Origin of the sequence: Nocardia cyriacigeorgica, assembly GCF_029868385.1 — a bacterium.
GTDB classification, from domain to species: domain Bacteria; phylum Actinomycetota; class Actinomycetes; order Mycobacteriales; family Mycobacteriaceae; genus Nocardia; species Nocardia cyriacigeorgica_F.
Window position 1 is genome coordinate 144,931 of the sequence record NZ_JARWNX010000062.1, and the last position, 20,911, is coordinate 165,841.

General features: G+C 67.9%; 19 protein-coding genes. 6 read left to right on the forward strand and 13 right to left on the reverse strand.

Annotated elements, in window-relative coordinates:
* Positions 1-2: 2 nt before the first annotated feature.
* Both QH168_RS23520 and QH168_RS23525 read right to left on the reverse strand, forming a co-directional pair.
* Positions 3-1,682 (reverse strand): TlrC/CarA/OleB/SrmB family ABC-F type ribosomal protection protein, encoded by a 1,680-nt coding sequence (locus QH168_RS23520; protein ID WP_280236953.1) that lies wholly within the window; start codon positions 1,680-1,682, stop codon positions 3-5.
* A gap of 201 nt (positions 1,683-1,883) precedes the next feature.
* Complete coding sequence (locus QH168_RS23525; protein WP_280236954.1) at positions 1,884-2,909, reverse strand: bile acid:sodium symporter family protein; 1,026 nt, start codon at positions 2,907-2,909, stop codon at positions 1,884-1,886.
* Positions 2,910-2,994: 85 nt separating this feature from the next.
* Here QH168_RS23525 and QH168_RS23530 point away from each other — a divergent pair, with 85 nt between their 5' ends.
* Complete coding sequence (locus tag QH168_RS23530; protein WP_280236955.1) at positions 2,995-3,855, forward strand: LysR family transcriptional regulator; 861 nt, start codon at positions 2,995-2,997, stop codon at positions 3,853-3,855.
* Between the two features lie 61 nt (positions 3,856-3,916).
* Entirely contained in the window at positions 3,917-4,684 is a 768-nt protein-coding gene (locus QH168_RS23535; RefSeq protein WP_280236956.1) for an SDR family NAD(P)-dependent oxidoreductase, read from the forward strand.
* Positions 4,685-4,692: 8 nt separating this feature from the next.
* On the opposite strand, the gene QH168_RS23540 is transcribed toward QH168_RS23535, so the two are convergent.
* From QH168_RS23540 to QH168_RS23555, 4 genes are all read right to left on the reverse strand, one after another.
* Positions 4,693-6,222, reverse strand: coding sequence for a DUF4153 domain-containing protein (locus QH168_RS23540; protein WP_280236957.1), 1,530 nt, complete (start codon positions 6,220-6,222; stop codon positions 4,693-4,695).
* A 659-nt stretch (positions 6,223-6,881) separates the two neighbouring features.
* Complete coding sequence (locus QH168_RS23545) at positions 6,882-7,892, reverse strand: HAMP domain-containing sensor histidine kinase (protein WP_280236958.1); 1,011 nt, start codon at positions 7,890-7,892, stop codon at positions 6,882-6,884.
* 53 nt (positions 7,893-7,945) lie between these two features.
* A complete protein-coding gene (locus tag QH168_RS23550) occupies positions 7,946-8,638 on the reverse strand; it encodes a response regulator transcription factor (protein ID WP_280236959.1) in 693 nt (230 codons plus the stop codon).
* An 85-nt stretch (positions 8,639-8,723) separates the two neighbouring features.
* Positions 8,724-8,999, reverse strand: a complete 276-nt coding sequence (locus QH168_RS23555; RefSeq protein ID WP_280236960.1) for a hypothetical protein — start codon at positions 8,997-8,999, stop codon at positions 8,724-8,726.
* A 159-nt stretch (positions 9,000-9,158) separates the two neighbouring features.
* Between QH168_RS23555 and QH168_RS23560 the strand changes: the two genes are divergently transcribed.
* The 3 genes from QH168_RS23560 to QH168_RS23570 all read left to right on the forward strand — a co-directional run bounded on the left by QH168_RS23560 (position 9,159) and on the right by QH168_RS23570 (position 11,796).
* Positions 9,159-9,692, forward strand: a complete 534-nt coding sequence (locus QH168_RS23560; RefSeq protein WP_280236961.1) for a hypothetical protein — start codon at positions 9,159-9,161, stop codon at positions 9,690-9,692.
* A gap of 381 nt (positions 9,693-10,073) precedes the next feature.
* Positions 10,074-10,598 carry a copper chaperone PCu(A)C gene (locus tag QH168_RS23565; protein ID WP_280468291.1) on the forward strand — a complete coding sequence of 175 codons (525 nt, stop codon included), beginning with the start codon at positions 10,074-10,076 and terminating at the stop codon, positions 10,596-10,598.
* On the forward strand, positions 10,591-11,796 hold the full coding sequence (locus QH168_RS23570) for a Dyp-type peroxidase (RefSeq protein ID WP_280236962.1): 1,206 nt from the start codon (positions 10,591-10,593) through the stop codon (positions 11,794-11,796). The genes QH168_RS23565 and QH168_RS23570 overlap by 8 nt, the downstream gene beginning before the upstream one ends.
* Positions 11,797-11,851: 55 nt before the next feature.
* Here QH168_RS23570 and QH168_RS23575 read toward each other — a convergent pair whose 3' ends face one another.
* The 3 genes from QH168_RS23575 to pgi all read right to left on the reverse strand — a co-directional run bounded on the left by QH168_RS23575 (position 11,852) and on the right by pgi (position 15,661).
* On the reverse strand, positions 11,852-12,202 hold the full coding sequence (locus QH168_RS23575; protein WP_280236963.1) for a hypothetical protein: 351 nt from the start codon (positions 12,200-12,202) through the stop codon (positions 11,852-11,854).
* Positions 12,203-12,504: 302 nt separating this feature from the next.
* On the reverse strand, positions 12,505-13,947 hold the full coding sequence (gene gndA / locus QH168_RS23580; RefSeq protein ID WP_280236964.1) for an NADP-dependent phosphogluconate dehydrogenase: 1,443 nt from the start codon (positions 13,945-13,947) through the stop codon (positions 12,505-12,507).
* An 82-nt stretch (positions 13,948-14,029) separates the two neighbouring features.
* Positions 14,030-15,661, reverse strand: coding sequence for a glucose-6-phosphate isomerase (pgi, locus tag QH168_RS23585; RefSeq protein ID WP_280468293.1), 1,632 nt, complete (start codon positions 15,659-15,661; stop codon positions 14,030-14,032).
* A gap of 203 nt (positions 15,662-15,864) precedes the next feature.
* On the opposite strand from pgi, the gene QH168_RS23590 reads away from it, so the two are divergent.
* Positions 15,865-16,623: a DeoR/GlpR family DNA-binding transcription regulator gene (locus tag QH168_RS23590; protein ID WP_280236965.1), complete on the forward strand. Its 759-nt coding sequence runs from the start codon at positions 15,865-15,867 to the stop codon at positions 16,621-16,623.
* 30 nt (positions 16,624-16,653) lie between these two features.
* Here the strand turns inward: QH168_RS23590 and QH168_RS23595 are convergent, their stop codons facing one another.
* From QH168_RS23595 to QH168_RS23610, 4 genes are all read right to left on the reverse strand, one after another.
* On the reverse strand, positions 16,654-17,877 hold the full coding sequence (locus tag QH168_RS23595; RefSeq protein ID WP_280236966.1) for an oxygenase MpaB family protein: 1,224 nt from the start codon (positions 17,875-17,877) through the stop codon (positions 16,654-16,656).
* A 1,091-nt stretch (positions 17,878-18,968) separates the two neighbouring features.
* Entirely contained in the window at positions 18,969-19,580 is a 612-nt protein-coding gene (locus QH168_RS23600) for a class I SAM-dependent methyltransferase (protein ID WP_280236967.1), read from the reverse strand.
* Positions 19,581-19,715: 135 nt separating this feature from the next.
* Positions 19,716-20,021: a hypothetical protein gene (locus tag QH168_RS23605; RefSeq protein WP_280236968.1), complete on the reverse strand. Its 306-nt coding sequence runs from the start codon at positions 20,019-20,021 to the stop codon at positions 19,716-19,718.
* Positions 20,022-20,094: 73 nt separating this feature from the next.
* Positions 20,095-20,676, reverse strand: coding sequence for an HdeD family acid-resistance protein (locus QH168_RS23610; protein WP_280236969.1), 582 nt, complete (start codon positions 20,674-20,676; stop codon positions 20,095-20,097).
* Positions 20,677-20,911: the final 235 nt, after the last annotated feature.

The following is a 20,911-nucleotide window of genomic DNA, read 5'->3' on the forward strand; positions in this document are numbered from 1 at the left end:
GGTCACCCCGCCGCGCGCGCGAGTGCGCGGCCCGGTGCCGCGGAACCGACCTCGCCGCGGGACACCACCTGTCCCGCGGCGAGTTCCAGATGGGTGCCGCGGAACCGCGACCGCATGCCACGGTCGTGGGTGACCACCACCAGGGCGCCCGGATAACCGTCGAGCGCTTCCTCGAGTTCTTCCACCAGGGCGGGCGCCAGGTGGTTGGTGGGTTCGTCGAGTAGCAGCAGGTCCACCGGGTCGGCGATCAGCCTGGCCAGATCGATGCGGCGGCGTTGACCGTAGGACAGCTCGCCGATTCGCCTGGTCAGCTCCTCGGGAGGGAACAGGCCGGTGCCGAGCAGTTCGGCCGCCGCGTCCTCGAGGTGGATCGATCGCCCGGCCGCGTAGGCGTGCAGGACCGTCGAGCGCAGCGGCCACGGAGTGTGCTGCTGGCGCAGCAATCCCACCGGCCCACGGACCCGCACCGCACCGTCCGGTGCGGTCAACTCGCCCGAGAGCAGCCGCAACAGTGTGGTCTTACCCGCGCCGTTGGGTCCGGTGATCAGCACCCGCTCCCCGGCGGCGATCGACAGCTGATCCACGCGGAGACGTTGTGGGACAACGACATCGCTGATCGTGGCGACCGGACCGTCGGCGTCGGTGACGCGGTCGAGCCGGGCGGTGAAGCGCAACGGCTCCGGTGGTTCGGCCACCGGATGCTCGGTCAGCCGCGCCACCCGTTCCTTGGCATTGCGGATACGGGATCGGGCGCCGTGGTCGCGGCCGCGCGCGCGGAACGGGCCCGCCGCGAACACCGCCAGCGGCAGTTTGCGCGGAATGGCGTCCAGCCGGACGACATTCGATTCGGCCAGTGCCCTGCTGCGCGCCAGTTCCGTGCGCCAGTGCAGGAAGTCGGCCTCCCACCGTCGGCGCTGGGCCGCTTTCGCCGCCAGGTAGCCCGCGTATCCGTCGCCGAAGCGCGCGATGGCGCCCGAGTCGACCTCGACGATCGTCGTGGTGATGCGTTCCAGGAACACTCGATCGTGGGTCACCGCGATCACCGTGCCGCGGTGGGCGAGCAGGCGCTGTTCCAACCATGCCACTGCCCGGTCGTCCAGATCGTTGGTCGGCTCGTCGAGCAGCAGCAGTTCCGGTGCGGCGGCCAGCGTCGCCGCCAGCGCCAACCGGGATCGTTGCCCACCGGATAGTGTGGCGAGGGTCCGGGTGCGGTCCAGGTCCGGCAGGCCGAGCCCGGCGAGGGCGATATCGACACGGCGGTCGGCGGCATAGCCGCCGCGCAGTTCGAATCGCTGGACGAGTTCGCCGTAGTGGTCGAGCAGGCCCTGGGGCGATCCCGGTGCGGCGAGGGCGATTTCGGCCGCACGCAGCTCCGCCTCGAGGGCGCGGATATCGGCCAGCGCGTGGTCGATGGCGTCGGCGACGGTCGCTGAATCGGGCAGTTCGAGTGTTTGTGGCAGGTAGCCGATACCTCCTGGAATGTGCACGGTGACCTCGCCGTTGTCGGGGGCTTCGCGTTCGGCGATCAACCGCAGCAGGGTCGATTTGCCGGACCCGTTGTCGCCGACGATGCCGACGGTTTCGCCCGGCCGGATGGTGAGTGACGCCCGATCGAGCACGATCCGGTCGCTGTAGCGTTTCGTGATGTCGGTGAGGGTGATTTGACCAGCAGCAGTACGCAAGGTTGTCCTCCTGTCCCGGCCGGAAGGCCGTGTTACCGGAACCCGCGCAGCACGACATCGGAGTAACCGAGGATGCGCGGGGATCGCAGGCGGAGCCGGGCTCGATATCCGAGCGGCGCTCGACGCGTGCGGAGCGGATTACAGGAAGATCAACAAAGTACCCATGAGGTTGCCCAAGCTAGCGGCCGAATCCGCGGAGTGTCAAGGGGTATTCTGCACGGCCGCGGCCAGGACCGCTTCTGTCTGCTGTTTGTCCTGCTCTTCGGCGTGCCGCCCCCACCGTTGGGCGATCACGGCGCAGGCGATCAGCTGGAGTTGATGGAACAGCATGAGCGGCAACACCATCAGCCCGATGTCGGTGCCGCCGAACAGCACCGCCGCCATGGGCAGGCCCGAGGCGAGGCTCTTCTTCGATCCGGCGAACAGGATCACGATCCGGTCCTCGCGCGGGAACCGGAACAGTCTGCCCGTCCACATCGCCACGCCCGCCACCACCGCGAACAGCGCCGCCGATACCGCGAGCAACACGAGAACGTCGCCGACACCGACCTTGTTCCAGATGTCTTCGCGCATACCGGCGCTGAACGCGGCGTAGACCACGAGCAGGATGGATCCGCGGTCGACCAGTTTGACCGGCCCCGCGTGCCGGGTGAGCCATTCACCGATCCAGGGGCGGGCGAGCTGGCCGAGCAGGAACGGCACCAGCAGTTGCGCCACGATCGCCACCGCGGCACCGGCGTCGATATGCGCCTCACCCGTCGTATGCATCAGCGCCACCACGAGCAGCGGAGTGAGGAAGACGCCGAGCAGATTCGAGAACGAGGCACTCACGATCGCGCCGCCGACATTGCCACGCGCGATGGAGGTGAACGCGATCGAGGACTGCACCGTCGAGGGCACCAGACACAGGAACAGCACACCGGTGTAGAGCTGCTCGGACAGCACACCGGGCACCAGCACCCGCAGCGCCAGCCCGAGCAGGGGAAACACCACGAAGGTGATGGCCAGAACCACCGTATGCAACCGCCAGTGCTGCACGCCCTGCCACGCCTGCGCGGGCGACAGACGTGCACCGTAGATGAAGAACAGGGCCGCGATGGCGGCCTTGGTGGCCCAGTCCAGCACCACCGCTCCGGTTCCCGAAGCCGGAACGATCGTCGCGACGCCGACCATCGCGAAGATCGCGAGGACGAAACCATCGATCGAGAACCTGCTCAGCAACCGCATTGCAGCAACATTAGGTCGCGGCATCCCATCGAGGAATACGATAGGTGCTATATCAGCTATAACGAACTGCGATAGCGAGGTGGTCGTGTTCGATCCGGTCCTGCTGCGTAGTTTCGTGGCGGTCGAGCAGTACGGCGGATTCACCGCCGCCGCCCGTCAACTCGGGTTGCGCCAGCCCACCGTCAGCGGGCACGTCGCCAAACTCGAGCGGGAACTCGGTCGCGAACTGTTCCTGCGCGATACGCATTCGGTCACGCTCACCTCCGACGGCGCGGCCATGCTCGGCTTCGCCCGCGAGATCCTGGACGCGCAGAGCCGGGCCGCCCAGTACTTCGGCGGTGAGACCGTCACCGGGCGCATCCGCTTCGGCGTCTCCGAAGACCTGGTGGCCGAAACCCTGCCGGAGATCCTGCGCGACTTCCGCCGCGACTATCCACGCGTCGACCTGGACATGTCGGTCGGGCTCAGCGAAGAGATACACGCACGGCTGCGGCGCAACCATCTCGACCTCGCCTTCGTCAAACGCAGGCCGGGTGAACAGCACGGCAAGCTGGTCTTCACCGACCGCCTGGTGTGGGTCGGACCACCCGGTGCCGCCGCACCCGCGCCCGGTGACCCGATACCGGTGGTCACCTATCTGCCACCGAGCCTGACCCGCGACGCCGCGCTCGGCACCCTCGACCGCGCCGGGCTGGACCATCGCATCGCATGCACCACCAAAGGGCAGCTCGGCCTACGTGCGGCGGTGCTGGCCGGACTCGGGTTCGCGGTGCACAGCGAGAGCCTGCTGCCCGCCGACCTCTACCCGGTGCCCGGCCTCCCGAGTCCTGGCACCACCGAGTTCGTACTCATCAGCACCGCCCGCCGTGCCGCGTCCGCACCCGAGCGAGCACTCACCCGCGCGATCGTCGAGAACATCGATCGCCTACGGTTTCGGCGTAGATAGGCGGGCACGCCATTCCGCGACAAGAGTTGACGATGTAAAACGTGGGTGTTTAGTTGTGTCGGTGGGTGTCGAGAAAGTGGCGGTGGTCACCGGCGCGACGTCGGGGATCGGCGCGGCGCTGTGTCGACGGCTGGTGACGGCCGGTGTCTGCGTGGTCGCCGCGGCCGACGACGCCGCCGGACTGCGTGAGCTGTCACGCGGGCTCGACGGCGCCAACCGGTATACCCGGCTCGTCGACGTCACCGATGACGAGCGGGTCCGGCGCCTGCTCACCGGAACCGTCGCCGATCTGGGTCGGATCGACTATCTGTTCAACAATGCCGATATCCGCGTCGACGGCGAATTCGAATCCTTCACCCGGCAGCAGTGGCACGATCTCGTCGACGTCAACATGTGGGGCGTCGTGCACGGCACCCGGCACGGCTACGCGCTGATGCGGGCGCAGGGGTTCGGTCATATCGTCAATACCGCCTCGGTGGCGGGGCTGGTGCCGACGGCCCGGTCGGTGGCGTATGCGATGACCCAGCACGCGGTGGTCGGGCTGACGACGTCGTTGCGGGCCGAGGCGGTGGGTACCGGGGTGCGGATCAGCGTCGCGGTACCGGGTGCGCTGTCGTCGCGCTCGACGGCGGTGACCGGGGCCGCGGCGAAGGTGCGCAAGCCCATCGACGTGATCAGCCCCGATCGGGCGGCGTGCGCCATCATGCGTGGTATGCGCCGCAATCAGCAGTACATCGTCGTTCCGCGGCACAGCCGGGCGATGATCGCGGCGTTCCGGTGGTTCCCGAATCTCCTCGGCGGTGTCCTGGCGCCGCAGCGCCGCGGCTGACCTCGCCCTCATCGGGCCGAGGAACGCGATAGATTCCAGCTGCGCCAGGTGTCGGCGGGCACGCGGTCGCGGATGGGATCGGCGATGCCGACGCGCAGACTCTGCGGCAGCCGGTCGGTCGCGGGCAGGATATCGGTGGACAGACCCCGCAGATACTCCACGTCGAGGTCGTACCCGGCCTCCCAGCGGTCGATGTTCTTGTCCGCGACAAGGCGTTCCGGATCGAGGACCGCCAGCGCGAGCAAGGTCACCACCGCCGTGCCGACCGCCGCCCGGCCCAGCCGCCGGTGCCGCAATCGCAGCACCGCGACCAGCACCAGCAGATACACCGATCCGATCCACAACTCACAGGTCAGCACCAGCAGCCGGAGCACGGTGAACCCGTAGGCCTGCTGATAGGTCCACATCCGTGACAGTGCCGAGGCGACGATGATCAGCGACAGCACCGCGACCGCCGCCAGCAAGATCCGCAACCACAGCTGGTCCGGCGCCGAATCCCGTGCGGCCCAGCGCAGTACGACCGCGATCACCGCGAGCGTGAGGATGGTGACGGTGGACAGCTGCCAGAAGCCGCTGCGCGCGTATTCGGCGTAGGTGAGTCCCGCGGTGCGCTGGACGTGCTCGTCACCGCCGAACAGGGCGAGGAACTGTACGGTCACGAAGACCGCGAACAGTACCGTCAGCGCCGCGACGGGAAGCGCCCATTCGGTGCGATTCAGCCGTCTGCCGGTGGTGGGCGCGTCGGACGTGGCGCGCCGGGGCGGTCCGGCGATCACATACAGCGCACCGACGGTGCCGAGTCCCGCGAGGACGAACATCAGGATCCACTGCGAGACGGCCGCGGAATCGATGGTCGGAACCAGGTTTTCGACCAGACGCGCGAAGGTCGCGTCGGCACTGCCGAGCAGCGGTACGAACACCGCGAGCAACAGCGCCGTGACCACCACCGACCCGGCCAGCCGCACCCCACGCGCTCGCCCCGGCACCTGCACCCGCCGCATACCCGCGTAGACCCACGGCAGGCTCCGCATCGCCTCGATCGGCACCGCGATGAGGTCGTACCGCAATCCGAACACCGACCGCGGCCCCACCGCCGCCAACGACCCCGCCGCGACCGCCGCCAGCACACACAGCACGAACAACCATCCGGCGGCCCGGAACGTCCCCACCGCCACCAGCGCCGCCGCCAGCACCGTCCACCAGAGCCGACCACTCCCCCAACCTGCGAACGCTCCGTCCGGTTGTCCGCCCGAAGCTGTCTCGTCGTCCGCTCCGGCGGCGCGGTGCCCATTGCCCGGCGCCACGGAGTCGACCGTCGCACGGGCACTCTCGCCTGGTGTACCCGACGCCCGCTGCGACCGGCGGATGACGACCACGATCGCCGCCACCACGACACCGGCGGCCAGGAGCCAGCCGATGCCGGGGCGGTCCGTGGGAATCAGCACGGCGGCGGCCGACCCCGAGATGACCGCCGCGGGCAGTAGCCCCACCGGATGGGCCACTCGCTGCCACTTGGGCGGCGGTTTCGGTGCGGCCATCGGCGGCATGGGCGATGCCGGGGATCGGACGTCCGGTGGTTGTGTTCGAAGCGCCCCCGCTGGTGGCGGGCGATGGGCCTGGGTGCCGGGTTTCGCCCACACGGACGCCGAGCTTGCGCCGGTAGCGGACTGCACATCCCCCGATCCCGCCGCCGCCTGTCCGTCCCCCGATTCCGCCCTCGCCTCTCCGGCGCTTTCGTCACCGGCAGCCAGGACCTCCGACTCGGCCGTCGGTGGGTCGCCCGACACCACCTGGCCGTCCTTCGCCGCCGCCTCCCCGTCCGACGGTGGCGCACTCTCCGTTGCTGCCCGTTCGGCATCCTGCGCGCCAGACAGCGAAGCGCCCGAGTCGCCGGGACGCGAAGCATCCGGGTCGCCGGGACGCGAAGGGGCCGAGTCGCCAGGCATCGAAGCGTCCGAGTCGCCGGGACGCGAAGGGTCCTGGTCGCTGGACCCCGAAGCGTCGTGGTCTCCTCGCCGCGAAGTCGGTATCGCGCGCTGATCGGCATCGGCGATATCGCGCGGAGCAGGGCTTTCGGCCGCCGATCGCGGCGGTGTCGGTTCGGGCGAATCCGGTGTGGTCGGCATGGGTGTCCCCTCCTGTGGGTGTGCGGGATCGCCCCGGGACCTGGTCGGCCCGGGGTGTCGTTCGGTGTGGGTCAGTGGCCGGGCAGGACCACTCGGATACGGGAGCCGGGGTCGGTGACGGCGATGGTGCCGCCGTGCAGGTCGACAACCCAGCGGGCGATGGCGAGGCCGAGGCCGGTGCCGCCGCCGTCGGTGCGGCCGCCGCGGGTGAAGCGGTCGAAGATGTGGGCGCGGTCGGCGGGCGGGATGCCGGGGCCGTCGTCGCCGACATCGATGACGACGCGATCGGGTGCACCGCTGACCTCGATGCGCACCTCACCACCGGCGGGGCCGTGTCGTGCGGCATTGTCGAGCAGGTTGAGCAGCACTTGATGCAGCCGTGCACGGTCGGCGAACACGCACAGCGCGCCGGGGCGCACCGCGGTGCTGAACCGCACCCCACGGCCCAGCGCAGCGGTGGTGACCTCGGCTTCGGCCACCACCTCGGTCAACAGCGGCTCGATCGGGAAACTCTCGCGGTCCAGCGGAATCGCGCCCGCTTCGATACTCGACAGATCGAGCAGTTCGGTGACCAGCAGGCCGAGCCGTTCGGTCTGGGCCAATGCGGTGCGCAAGGTGCGCGGATCGGGTTCGGACACACCGTCGACGAGGTTCTCCAGCAGCGCGTTCAATGCCGTGACGGGTGTGCGCAGTTCATGGGAGACATTGGCGATGAGTTCGCGCCGCTGCCGGTCGGCGGCGGCGAGATCGGCGGCCATCTGGTTGAACGCCTCGGCCAGTTCACCGACCTCGTCGCGCGAACTCGCACGTACGCGTTTGCTGTAGTCACCGTGGGCCATGCCTTTGGCGGCCGCGGTCATCTCCCGCAGCGGCCTGGTGATGCCGTGCGCCAGGAACTGCGAGGTGACCAGCGCGATCGCGGTGGCGGCGAGCGTAGTGCGCGGCGGTAGCCAGCCGATCTGCAACCGAAAGTACCCGAACGCCACGCCTGCCGCGCAGAGCATCAGCACGGCGAGCTTGAGTTTGATCGAGCGCACCGGGTCCAGCGGGCGTGGCAGCGTATCGGACACCCAGGTGGTCATCCGCCGCAATCGTCGCGCGAGACCCACCGTCGCCGGTGCCTGCGATGGCGCGCTCATCGGGTCTGCCCGGCTTCCAGGGCGTAGCCGACGCCGTGCACGGTGCGAATGAGGTCGGCGCCCAGTTTGCGCCGCAGGGCTTTGATATGGCTGTCGACCGCGCGACTACCGGCCGCATCGGCCCAATCCCACACCTCTTCCAACAGACGTTCCCTGGCCAGCACCGCCCGTGGCCGCCGCGCCAGCCGCGCCAGCAGGTCGAACTCGAGCGGTGTGAGCTGGCTTTCGACACCTGCGCGCCATACCCGCCGCTCGTCCAGATCGATGCGCAGATCACCGACCAGGAGGGCGGTGCCGTCCTGACCGGCGGACCGTTCCGCCCGCCGCAACAGTGCATGTACGCGGGCGGTGAGAATCCGCAGCGAGAACGGCTTGGTGAGGTAGTCGTCCGCGCCGACACCGAGCCCGACCAGCTGATCGGTCTCCTCGGTCCGCGCGGTGAGCATGATGACCGGCACCGCGCGCCCGGCCTGGATGCGGCGACACACCTCGAGCCCGTCGAAGCCGGGCAGCATCACATCGAGCACGACCAGATCCGGTCGGCGGGCTTCCGCGGCGGCGACCGCGGCCGGACCGTCGTGGGCGAGTTCGACGACGAACCCCTCCGCGCGTAACCGGGCGCCGACCGATTCGGCGATGGTGATCTCGTCATCGACCACCAGAATCCTGCGCGCCGCACTGTGCTCCATGCGGGGTACATTAGCCAGCGGCTGTGGAGAGATCCGGGGCCAATTGTGGAGATTCGGTGAGCGCTACGACGAGATCCCGACCGGTTCAGCCGATCAGCGAGTTCATCAGCGTGCCCGCACTGGTGGCGACGGCGCCGCCGAGCATGCCGCCGACGACCATTTTCGGCGAGGCCAGCGACCCGTTGTTCCACTTCTCCCAGGCGAACCGCCCACCGGCGACGGTGATGCCGACAACGCCCGACAGCAGGACGAACCAGGTGAAGTAGCGGACGAGTTCATCGATCTGCGCGGCGATCGGTGGCGCTTGCGGCGTGGGATCGCTCACTTGCGCGACGAACTCGTGGACTGCGTGAAGGACCATGATGCTCACTCCGATAACGAATTCTCGTCTGATAGTGAAGCAATTGATGCCCGACAGCTATGGCGAACGAAGTATTGCGGGTGTCGAGTCCCGGCGTCAAGACCTGATCGGACCGCCACCGGGCGGTGCGCGGGCTACGACCGGCCGTAGTATGGGTGGGTGCGTTCTTCCGGGTCGGCTGCTGCCTCCTTGCGGGGCGCGTTCGTCGGCTCCGCCTCCGGCGCGGTGAGCATCGCCGCCCATGCGCTCGGCGGTGGTGTGGTGACGCTCGGATCGTCGTCGGTCACCCTGTTGCTCGGCGCGTGCGCGTTGATCGGCGTGGTGGCCCGTGCGCTGCCCGTCCGGCCCGGTGTCGCGCAGGTGATGCTGTTGCTGACCGCCGGGCAGGCCATCGGTCATATCGCGTTGACCGCGGGGCATGGTCACCACCATGGCTCCGTGTCTGTGGCGGCCATGTTCGCCGCTCATCTCGTCGCCATCCCGGTCGGCGCTTTCCTGATCCGCGGCGCCGAGCTGGCGGCGCGTCGAGCCGTATCGAGTGTGCGCCGCGCGGTCGCGATCCTGCGCGCCACACTCACCGCCCCGCCATGGACCCCGAGTTCTCTTGTCATCAGCGCGGATCCGCTGATCCCACCGCGGCCGCTGCTCGCCTCGGGTTCCGGGACTCGCGGACCACCCGCTACGGCCTGGTAGTTCCGCTCGCCACCAGCGCGGGTGGTGCACCGCGAATCGACTCGCGCATGGGCGGCCTCGCCCACCACCCACTCATGCCCGGTCGTCTCACCCCATCCGACTCGCGCGAGTTGCCAAGCGCGCTTCGCGAGCAGTTGTCGTTGTGCCGCTTCGATGCGTCGTTCGCCGCGTGACGATCATCCGGGTGCCGCTTCCCATGGCCTCGCCCAGCTGCGCCACCCGCCTTCGCGGCATGCGCCGACAGCGGCATCCACCGGGACGATCTGCTACTGCACGACGAGTACCGAGCGACTCGGGCACTACACCGGACCTGCATCCATCCAGACATTCGAACCCCAAGGGAGATCCGTGTTCCATCGAATCCCGGCGCCGCGCGCACACCTGCGTCGTACCGCCGCCACGGTCCTGCTCGCCGCCGCACCTTTCCTCGCGCTCGGCTGCTCCGATGCCACCGACGCACCGGCCGATGCCGCGGGCGCGGTCACCATTGCCGAACAGTGGGCCAAGGCCGCCGACAGCGGTATGTCGGCCGCGTTCGGGCAGTTGCGCAATGACAGCGACGAGGCGGTCACCGTGGTGTCGGCGACCAGCCCGGCCTCGGCCACTGTCGAACTGCACGAGGTGGTCACCGGCGAGGACGGTGTCAAGGTCATGCGCCCGAAGGAGGGCGGTTTCGTGATTCCCGCCCACGGTGAACTGGACCTGGAACCCGGCGGCAACCACATCATGTTCATGGGGTTGAACGGTCCGCTGCGCACCGGTTCGGAGGCCCCGGTCACCCTCACCTTCGGTGACGGTTCGACCACCACCTTCACCGCGCAGGTTCGCGACTTCCCCGGCAATCAGGAGAACTACGAGCCCGGCGGCGATCATGGCGGCACTCCGGCACCGGTGCACGGTGGCTGAGCCGGTGCGCGCCCGGTCCGTCCGGTTGAACCGGCGGCGTCTGCTCGGCGGCGGTGCCGCCGCCGCGGGTGTCGCCGGTCTCGGCGCGGCCGCGTTCTCCAGTACCCGCGACCACACCGACTCCGCGGCGACCGCGGTGGAACCGTTCTACGGCGAGCACCAGGCCGGGATCGCCACCGCGCCACCGGCCCATGCCGCGTTCGTGGCGCTGGATCTACGCCCGGACACCGACCGCGCCGATATCGTCGGCCTGCTGAAGATCTGGACCGAGGACGCCGCTCGGCTCACCGCCGGTCGCCCCGCGCTCGGTGACACCGAACCGGAACTGGCGCAACGACCGTCGCGCCTCACCGTCACGGTAGGTTTCGGCCCGCGGGTATTCGATATCGCCGGTATGGCGCAGCGTCGCCCGCTCTGGTTGAAACCCTTGCCGCCGTTCGCCATCGACCGGCTCGATCCCGCCTACGGTGACGGCGATCTGCTGCTCCAGATCTGCGCCGAGGAGTCGACGGCGGTATCGCATGCGGTGCGGGTGCTGTGCAAGAGCGTGACTTCACTGGTCTCGGTGCGCTGGGTGCAGCGCGGGTTCCGCGACGCCGCGCCGGGGACCACGCCACGCAATCTGATGGGCCAGGTGGACGGCACGGTGAACCTCACTGCGGGCACACCGGATTTCGACCGGCTGGTGTGGGACGACGGCGCGGCGCAGCCGTGGCTCGCGGGTGGAACGTCGCTGGTCCTGCGCCGGATCGCGATGACATTGGACACCTGGGACGAAATCGACCCCGACGGCCGGGAACTCACGGTCGGCCGCCGTCTGTCCGATGGCGCGCCGTTGACCGGGAACTCGGAGTTCGACGAGCCGGATTTCCGGGCCGTCGACGCGACCGGCATCCCGGTGATCCCGCCGTCCTCGCATATCGCCCGCGCCCATCACACTCATGACGGTGAGCGTTTCCTGCGCCGCGGCTACAACTACGACGATCCGCCGCCTCCGGGCGAGACATCGAATTCGGGGTTGTTGTTCACCGCGTACCAGCGTGATGTGACGACCCAGTTCCTGCCCGTGCAGCAGCGGCTGGCGGAGTTCGACGCGCTCAATGTGTGGACGATCCCGGTGGGTTCGGCGGTGTTCGTCATCCCGCCGGGCGTCCGGGCTCCCGGCGGCTATCTCGGGCAGACGTTGTTCGAGTCGTGAGCGGCGGTGCTCGGTGCCGGACGATCCCGGCACCGAGCACCGGCGACGCCGGAACTCAGGTCCAGAGCACCGCGATCAGCACATTGACGATCGCCAGCCCACCGGCCGCATGGGTCATCCACGGAACGTCCTTGCCCCGCTTGGCATCTGCGCGCCCCATCTCCGCGAACGCCGCGACCAGCACCGAGATGGTCAGTTTGATGCCGATCTTCACCATGTTCAGATCCTTGTCGAGCGAGTCGATCGACTCCGCGAGCCCGACCAGGGCCACCCCGGTGATCAACTGGAGCCGCGCACCCCACACCATCACCTCGGAGACGACGGGCTGGCCCGCCGCATAACCACCGACGACCGCTGCCATACCGAGCAGATGCGTGACGACTACGACGTTGTAGATCAGGTCCATACGAGCAACGCTAGCCGATTCCGGCACCGACTACTACGCCAAGTCGTATATTGGCCGCCACCTACCTTCGACACTGCCGCCTCGGGTCGAGATCTCGCCGGGAACCGCAGTCCCACAGGGCCAGCGGTCACATGCGTCGAGGACAGGTGACCGCTGGCTGCGCCCTCACGTCGGCCGTTCGAGGCGCTCACGTCAGCGCAGGCCGATCCGAGTGAAGGCGCGTCGACCCGCCCTCCGTTTGCTATCGCCCACCGAGAAGCGAGTCGGCGCCGCAGTGGGCGATAGCGGACCGGAGCCTGGTTTCAGCTCGTCCGGATCTCGCTGCGATCGCCGCTCCACAGCGTGTGGAACTTGCCTTCGCTGTCGATGCGCTCATAGGTGTGCGCGCCGAAGAAGTCGCGCTGGCCCTGGGTGAGGGCGGCGGGCAGGCGTTCGGCGCGCAGGGCGTCGTAGTAGGACAGCGAGGAGGCGAAGGCGGGGACCGGAATACCGAGCAGGGTGGCGGTGGCCACGACCCGGCGCCAGCTGTCGATCCCGGTTTCGATGGCGTCGCGGAAGTAGGGCGCCAGGATCAGGCTCGGCAGGTCCGGGTCCTGGTCGTAGGCCTCTTTGATCCGGTTCAGGAAGCGGGCCCGGATGATGCAGCCACCGCGCCAGATGGTGGCCAGATCACCGGGGGTGAGATCCCAGCCGTATTCGGCGCTGCCCGCGGCGATCTGGTCGAACCCTTGTGCATAGGCGACGACCTTGGAGGCGTACAGCGCGCGCCGGATGTCCTCGGTGAAAGTCTCCACATCGGTGGGCTTGTCGGCCAGCGTGCCTGCCGCCAAACCCTTCGCGGCGGCACGCTGCGCCCGCGAACCCGACAGTGCGCGAGCGAATACGGCCTCGGCGATTCCGGTGACCGGAACACCGAGATCGAGGGCGGATTTCACGGTCCAGCGGCCGGTGCCCTTCTGCTCTGCGGCATCGACGATCACATCGACGAGCGGCTTACCCGTGGTGGCGTCGACCTGTTCGAGGACCTGGGCGGTGATCTCCACGAGGTAGCTTTCCAGGTCACCGCTGTTCCACTGGGTGAACACCTCGGCGATCTGCTCGGCATCGAAGCCGAGCGCATCGCGGAACAGGTGGTAGGCCTCGCCGATGAGCTGCATATCGGCGTATTCGATGCCGTTGTGCACCATTTTGACGAAATGCCCTGAACCGTCGGGTCCGATGTGGGTGCAGCAGGGTGTGCCGTCGACCTTCGCGGCGACCGATTCCAGCAGGGGGCCGAGGGATTCATAGGATTCGGCGGGGCCACCCGGCATGATCGAGGGCCCGTTCAACGCGCCTTCTTCACCACCGGAGATACCGGCGCCCACGAAATTGAGGCCGCGCTCGCGCAGCGCGGCCTCGCGCCGGATGGTGTCGGTGTAGAGGGCGTTACCGCCGTCGATGATGATGTCGCCCGGCTCCATCGCGGCGGCGAGTTCCTCGATCACGGCGTCGGTGGCGTCACCGGCTTTCACCATGATCAGGACCCGGCGCGGCTTCTCCAGCGCGTCGATCAGCTCCGCGATCGTCTCGGTGCGGACGAAATCGCCGTCGTCGCCGTGTTCGGCCAGCAGCGCGTCGACCTTCGCGATACTGCGGTTGTGCAGGGCGACGGTGTAGCCGTGCCTCGCGAAGTTGCGGGCGATATTGCTGCCCATGACCGCGAGGCCGGTGACCCCGATCTGTGCGCGCGCGGCGGACGTCATCGGCTGTTCTCCTTCTCGATCGAACTCGGCGTGGACTCCCGCAACCTGGGCGGGCGTCAGTGGCGAACTGTAGTGGGAAACGTTACTGGTCGTGCCCGCGACCGTGCATCGCCCGTCGCGTCTGCCGGTATCGACGGATCAGGGCGTTGGTGGAGCCGTCGTGCGTCAGCGACGCGTCCCCGTGGAGTTCGGCGAGAATGCCGGTCGCGAGCACCTTGCCCAGTTCGACACCCCACTGGTCGAAGGGGTTGACGCCCCAGATCCAGCCCTGGGTGAACACCTTGTGCTCGTACAGGGCGATGAGCTGACCCAGTGTGTAGGGCGTCAGTCGCGGCAGCAGGATCGTGTTGCACGGGCGATTGCCGGGAAACCGTCGATGCGGCGACCCATCGCCGGTGGGTGCGCCGCGGCCGAAGGCCAGTGCCTCGGTCTGCGCGAACATGTTCGCCATCACCTGATCGTGGTGGTGCCACAGATCGTGCCCCGGCGCCAGCACGCCGATGAAATCGCAGGGAACCAGTGTCGTGCCCTGATGGAGCAGCTGGAAGAAGGCGTGCTGACCGTTGGTGCCCGGCTCTCCCCAGACGACCGGCGCGGTGTCCACGGTCAGCGCGTGGCCGTCGCGGGTGACCGATTTGCCGTTGCTCTCCATCTCCAGCTGCTGGAGGTAGGCGGGCAGACGCGCGAGCCGATGATCGTAGGGCAGCACCGCGAGGGTCTGCGCCGCCCAGAAATTGCGGTACCACAGGCCGAGCAAGCCGAGCAGCACCGGAATGTTGTGCCGCAGTGGTGCGGTGCGGAAATGGCGGTCCATCGCATGCGCACCGGCCAGCAGTTCGTCGAATCGCTCGGGACCCGTTCCGATCATCACCGATAGCCCGATCGCCGAGCACAGCGAGTAGCGGCCACCCACCCAGTCCCAGAATTCGAAGATGTTCGCGGGGTCGATGCCGAAGGCGGCCGCGGCATCGGCGGCGGCGGAGACCGCGACGACGTGTCGGGCGACGGCGTCGTCGGCATCCAGCGATGCGGCCAGCCAGGTCCGCGCGGAGGTGGCGTTGGTCAGCGTCTCGGTCGTGGTGAACGTCTTGGACGAGACGACGAACAGGGTCGTGGCCGGATCGAGGCCGGCCAGGGCGCGGGCCAGGTCGTGGCCGTCGATATTGGACACGAACCGCACATCGATGTGGGTGCCGCCGAATTCGCGCAGCGCCTCGTAGGCCATCGCGGGCCCGAGGTGCGAGCCCCCGATCCCGATATTGACCACAGTATCGATACGTTCCCCCGTCGACCCGCGCCACGCACCGGACCGCACCCGTTGCGCGAAATCGCGCATCCGGGCGAGCACCGCGTGCACCTCCGGGACGATATCGCGGCCACCGGTTTCCACGAGGCTGCCGGTCGGTGCGCGCAGTGCCGTATGCAGGGCGGGAAGGTTTTCCGTGACATTGATCCGCTCGCCGGTGAACATGGCCTCGATCCCGGATTCGAGTGTCCGCCGGTGAGCCAGCTCGACGAGCAGATCGATGGTCCGGGCCTCGATACGGTTCTTCGAGTAGTCGAGGACGATTCCGTCGTACTCGACGGTGAACTCCTCGGCGCGTTCCGGGTGATCGGCGAACATCTCGCGCATATGCCTGCGCCGCAGCTCATCTCGGTGCGCTGCCAGCTGCCGCCACACCGGCAGCTGCTCGACTCCACGCCCGTGACGCATGGCATCGGCGCCCGGCCCGTGCGGTGCACAGACCTCAGCCGATACGTGTACGGGATTACGCATGATTCCCTTCATCGTGCGCGTTATCGCGCATCGTCATGCTCGATAGCATGCGTACGGCGCTCAGATGTGTCAATAGTTCGCGCACATCGGTATCATGTGCCGGACTCGCAGCACCGGCGCTCATCCACGGAGGTCTCCCCTTGCTCGCCAGCACGCGACGACGAGAGATCCTGAGCAGGCTCTTCGCCGAGGGCTATGTGGCGGCCAAACACCTCGCCATCGACCTGGGCGTCGATATCTCGACGATCCGACGCGATCTCGACGCATTGGAGCGGGTCGGCCAGATCCAGCGCACACACGGCGGCGCACGGCCACTCCCCGGCGCGACCGCCGAACTCCCCTACGCCACCAAGCAGGGCGAGAACATCGCCGAGAAGTCCGCGATCGCCGCCCTCGCCGCCGGGCGGGTGCGCGACGGCGACACCGTGGTGCTCGACAGCGGATCGACGACCTATGAGGTGGCCCTCGCGCTACGTGAGCACCAGGGCCTGACCATCATCACCAATGATCTGCGCATCGCGAAGTATCTCGCCGGGCTCGGCAGCTTCCGCCTGCTCGTCACGGGTGGGGAACTACTCGGTTCCGTCTTCACCCTCGTCGGTGAGCGCGCCGTCGCGTTCCTCCGCGACTACACGGCCGATTGGGCATTCCTCGGCGCGGACGCCGTCGACGCCGAGGCCGGTATCACCAACACCAACACCCTGGAACCGGCCGTGAAACGCACCATGCTCGCCATCGCACGGACCACGGTCGTCGTGGCCGACCATGCCAAGTTCGGGCACCGAGCGCTGGCCAAGGTGGCCGCGCTCACCGAGGTGGACCAGATCATCACCGATGCCGGGCTCGGCGACGATCTCGCGGAACCGTTCGGCGACAAGGTGATCCGGGCGCCGCGGTGAGCGTCGACTCACGTCCGAGGCGACGCGGCCTCAGGCGGCCTGTCCGATGTGCTGGGCCGAATCACCGATGACGGCGGTGTCCGCACCGGTCAGCGTGCGGATGAACGCCACCTGCGCGGCGCGCCCGCGTCGTGCGGCGCGGTCGAACTGCCCCGGTACGATGCGCGCCCCGATCGACCGACCGACGTTCACCGGTATCCGCAGCATCGGATACCACGGCACGACCTTGGGTGGCAGGCCCAACTCGCGCATGGCGGCGGGCCCGAGGAACATGGTCGCGATCGACAGATGCTGGGCGCGTGCGATGCGCCGACGCAGTCCGGTGAGGTGCCGGTAATGCCAGCCCAACGGCTCGTCGCGCATCGGTAGCGCCAGCTGCGGGGAGGTCTCGTCCGGGTTCGTGATGGCCGTGAGCGTGTGGTACAGGATGCGGACGCTGTCACGGAAATCCTCGGGGAGGAAGCGTTGCTCCACCCCCATCACCCAGCCGACATAGCGCGTGAAATGCGCGACGGCATCGGCGTCACGCGGTGTCACCAGCTGCCCCATACCCAGCGCGCCCACCATCGGCGCGATCAGCGCACCGACCAGGGTGGCTGCCATATCGGTCTGGTTGATCGGCAGCCCCCATTCCTCGCCACGCCAGTCCGGCAGCGCACCCACATGACGGCGGACCATCGAGTGGATCATCCGCACATGCACGGTCGACCGGTAGCCGAGCCCCAGCGGCCGCATACCGTCGGTGGAGGTCACATCCATCGCCCACTGGGTCGTTTCGGCGAACCGCTTGGCCGGTCCCTTCTCCAACGCACCGGTGCGCAGCAGGGTCTTGTTGAACCCCGATGCCAGGTACCCGCCCAGGAACGACATATCGCGTGCGACGTAGAGGCCGTCACGACCACCGAGACCGAAGACGCGTTCGGCATGGCGGATCTTGCGCCAATCCACCCAGTCCGGAACGTCTTCGACGGATTCGAAGAACGTACGCAGCGGCTCCGGCGCCTCCGGCACGGCCGCTATCCCCTCGCGCAGCGCCCGCTCGAACAGCGGCCGCGTGGTCGCCATCCCTTCGCGGTACATCCAGTCCACCAGCTCGTCCATCGGCCGGTCCCCCACATTCAGGGCCTCGCCGAGTTCATGGAACTCCCCCGCGGTCGGTGCGCCGAGACCGAGCGCCCGCGCGAGCATCCCCAACCCTGGCCCCGGTACAGCCTGCGGCCCCTGCGGGTGCCGACTCGGGATAGCCGAATCCATTGGTCACTCCCCTTTGAGTAGACGTGGCGGCGTCGGCAACCGCGATCGTCCTCGATCCTCGCTTGCCAACATTCTGGCAAGAGTCTCTACCAGAGTCATTGTTTTGGCAAGACTCGTTGCCAGATGTCGGGGATCGCGTGAACACCACCCCCCGACAGCCGACAGCCCGCCGGAGGGCATCCGGCGGGCTGTCGACGCAGTGGTCTATCCGCTACTCGGCCGAAAAGCTCGAAAGCCCGCCGAGCCCACTGAAGATGTCACCGAATGCACCCAGAAGGTCACCGAGGCTACCCAGATCCACTGAACCCATTTGCTACTCCCATCCGTGTGCGCAAATATGCGACGCCCTGTGCGCCGCCACCGATATTGGTAGTGCCGTTATCTAAACGTGATCTCTTATCGATCTTAACTCGACGCAAATTCGAGTGAACTCGAGTTGAACTACCACTTCGACTCGGGAGGACCTCGCGAGAGGAATCGAGAATTACACGAATGTCGGCCTGTCAGGAAGGCACGCACTTGCCGTATACGTGCGACGCCGATATCTGCCCGTCGAGTCGACACCTCAACGGCGCGGCCGATCTTCGGCGCCGCCTGCGCGACCATGCGCTTTCCCGGCGCCACTGGACGCGTCGGCATCGTCGCAGCACCACGATCAGATCGGCCCCGCGGAGTCGAGAACTACAAAATTCGATGATTTCCACACCGCGATCCGATTCCACGGTACGGCACAGGAATTCGGATTCGCCGAGGTAAACATTTCCGCCCATCAACGATTGGATTCACCGGCCGCAGCAGACCGAGACGAGTCGGCATGTTTCACAGGGAATATCCGACGAAGCGGAAACAATTGGCGCAATACCTGTTCCCAGCGCAGCGCCTGGATACCCTTCAAGTTCTGTGACGACCACCGGCAGCGCATATTTCGAGGATCCGATGCGCGACCACTTCGGCGCCATCGCCCGACGCGCCTGCTACCCGGATCGGATTATCGAATCGGGCGTGCGGTGAAACCACGTCCGCCCGTGGCTACTCCGGTTGCGGCGGCCCCACCGGCGATCGGTGGAGCGCTCGTCGCGATCGACCAGGTGTCAGGCCCGGGAGAACACGGCCACCAGGAAATCGGAGTCGGTGGTGAAGGGGCGCAGATCCCAGGTGGAAAGCCGCAGATCCACGGCCAGACCCGCGGCCGCGGCATCGGCGAAGAACTCCTCGAAGTCGTAGCCGCGGTCGGCGCCGAACCCGATGACGGCCCGGCCGTCCGGTGCGAGGTGGCGGGCCAAGCGCGACAGCACTTCCCGGCGGGTGGCGGGTGCGAGGAAGGTCATCACATTGCCCGCGCAGACGATCACGTCGAAGCCATCGGGGATACCGCGGGCGGGTAGATCGAGTTCGGCCAGATCGCCGACCAGCCAGCGGGGGCCGGGGTGGTCCTGTTCGGCGGCGGCGATCAGCACCGGATCCACATCGACCCCGACCACCATATGCCCGGCCTCGTGCAGATGGCCGCCGATCCGTCCGGGCCCGCATCCGGCGTCGAGCACTCGGGCACCCCGGCCGACCATCGCATCGATCAGCCGCGCCTCCCCCACGATGTCCTGCCCCTGCGCCGCCAGCCCGCGGAACCGCTCCACATACCAGGTGGAATGGGCCGGATCGGCGGCCGCGATCTCTTCCCACTGGCTCGGGATACGCTCACCCACGGTCGGCTCCTTCTCGCTACGGCTGGCCAGGCCACCGTAGCGCGCCGGATCCGGCGGGCCCGCACAGCCACCGAACGCACGTGGACCCCGCGAGGGTTCGCGGGGTCCACGTTCGACTCGACGAGTCCTTGGGTGCTACTGCACCGAGACGCTGCCACCGGTCGGCAGGTAGCCGATGGTGTTGGGCTCGATCACGCCGAGGGCCTGACCAGTGCAGTCGGCGCCCGCGTACAGCGTGATGGCACGGTCGGTGCCATTGCCTACGGTCGTCTGAAGCGTGCTGTAGAAGCTGTCGCCGGTGTTGAAGCAGCCCACCGGGTTCGCGTGCGGCGCACCGTTCAGGGTCAGGGTGCCACCCGCGGCGTGCGCGGCGCCCGGTGCGAGCAGGGCGATGGCTCCAGCGGTGGCCAGCGCACCGACGATCCCAGCAGTACGAAACATTCGTGCCTCCAGTTCCTTTCGATGTCGACCCCCGACGTCGACCATTGACCCCGCGATTGTGTCATGACGCACCCTATGCCGGAACACCCAGATCCTTGGCGTCCTTGCGCACACCGAACGCGGTGATGATCTCCATGACACCGAGCACGATCAGCCAGATACCGGCCACCAGGGCCAATGTGGCGATCGATTCGACCGGCCAGACGATCAGCACGACACCGGCGATCGCGGTGATCACACCGAAGAAGCCCTGCCAGCCGCGGCCGGGCAGATCCGGCTCGGAGACCGCGGCCATCGCCACCGCGATACCGCGGAACAGCCAGCCGATACCGATCCACAGACCGAGCAGCAGGATCGAGGTCAGCTCGTCGCGAAAGCAGAAGACGCCGATCACGATCGACAGCACACCACTGATGAAATACAGCACCCGCATACCGGTACTCGCGGGCGCCGCGAACGCCGCGAGCAGCTGGAGCAGGCCGCTGACCACCAGGTAGATACCGAAGATGATGCCCGCGACCAGCAGCGTCTTGCCGGGCCATACCAGGATCAGAATGCCGAGGATCACCGAAAGCAATCCGGTGACCAAGATCGATTGCCAGGCGGCACGCGCGAGGGCCTGCACCGGACCCTGCGGGATGATATTGGTCGTCATGAAGTGATGTTATGCCCGAAATCACTGGTTCTCTGGACATTTGCCGGGTCTGCCCGCCTCGCGCCGTCATTGCCGACCGCGCATGTCCGCCGCCGACTGTGACCGAGAACGCCGCGAGGAACACGTTTGCCGCTGTATGCGCCGGGTAATTGTGGGTCAGTGGCTCTCGTCGTCGACGCCGTCAGGTGAGTCGAGTGGGTCGGGTATGACGAGTCTCGGGTGGCTAGGAGAAGAG

Bases quoted from the DNA above. Each gene is read 5' to 3' on its own strand.
- QH168_RS23550 (WP_280236959.1), bottom strand. From the start codon at position 8,638: ATGGAGCACAGTGCGGCGCGCAGGATTCTGGTGGTCGATGACGAGATC.
- QH168_RS23575 (WP_280236963.1), bottom strand. From the start codon at position 12,202: ATGGACCTGATCTACAACGTCGTAGTCGTCACGCATCTGCTCGGTATG.
- QH168_RS23545 (WP_280236958.1), bottom strand. From the start codon at position 7,892: ATGACCACCTGGGTGTCCGATACGCTGCCACGCCCGCTGGACCCGGTG.
- QH168_RS23610 (WP_280236969.1), bottom strand. From the start codon at position 20,676: ATGACGACCAATATCATCCCGCAGGGTCCGGTGCAGGCCCTCGCGCGT.
- QH168_RS23595 (WP_280236966.1), bottom strand. From the start codon at position 17,877: ATGGATTCGGCTATCCCGAGTCGGCACCCGCAGGGGCCGCAGGCTGTA.
- QH168_RS23605 (WP_280236968.1), bottom strand. From the start codon at position 20,021: ATGTTTCGTACTGCTGGGATCGTCGGTGCGCTGGCCACCGCTGGAGCC.
- QH168_RS23555 (WP_280236960.1), bottom strand. From the start codon at position 8,999: ATGGTCCTTCACGCAGTCCACGAGTTCGTCGCGCAAGTGAGCGATCCC.
- gndA (WP_280236964.1), bottom strand. From the start codon at position 13,947: ATGACGTCCGCCGCGCGCGCACAGATCGGGGTCACCGGCCTCGCGGTC.
- QH168_RS23525 (WP_280236954.1), bottom strand. From the start codon at position 2,909: ATGCGGTTGCTGAGCAGGTTCTCGATCGATGGTTTCGTCCTCGCGATC.
- pgi (WP_280468293.1), bottom strand. From the start codon at position 15,661: ATGCGTCACGGGCGTGGAGTCGAGCAGCTGCCGGTGTGGCGGCAGCTG.
- QH168_RS23540 (WP_280236957.1), bottom strand. From the start codon at position 6,222: ATGGCCGCACCGAAACCGCCGCCCAAGTGGCAGCGAGTGGCCCATCCG.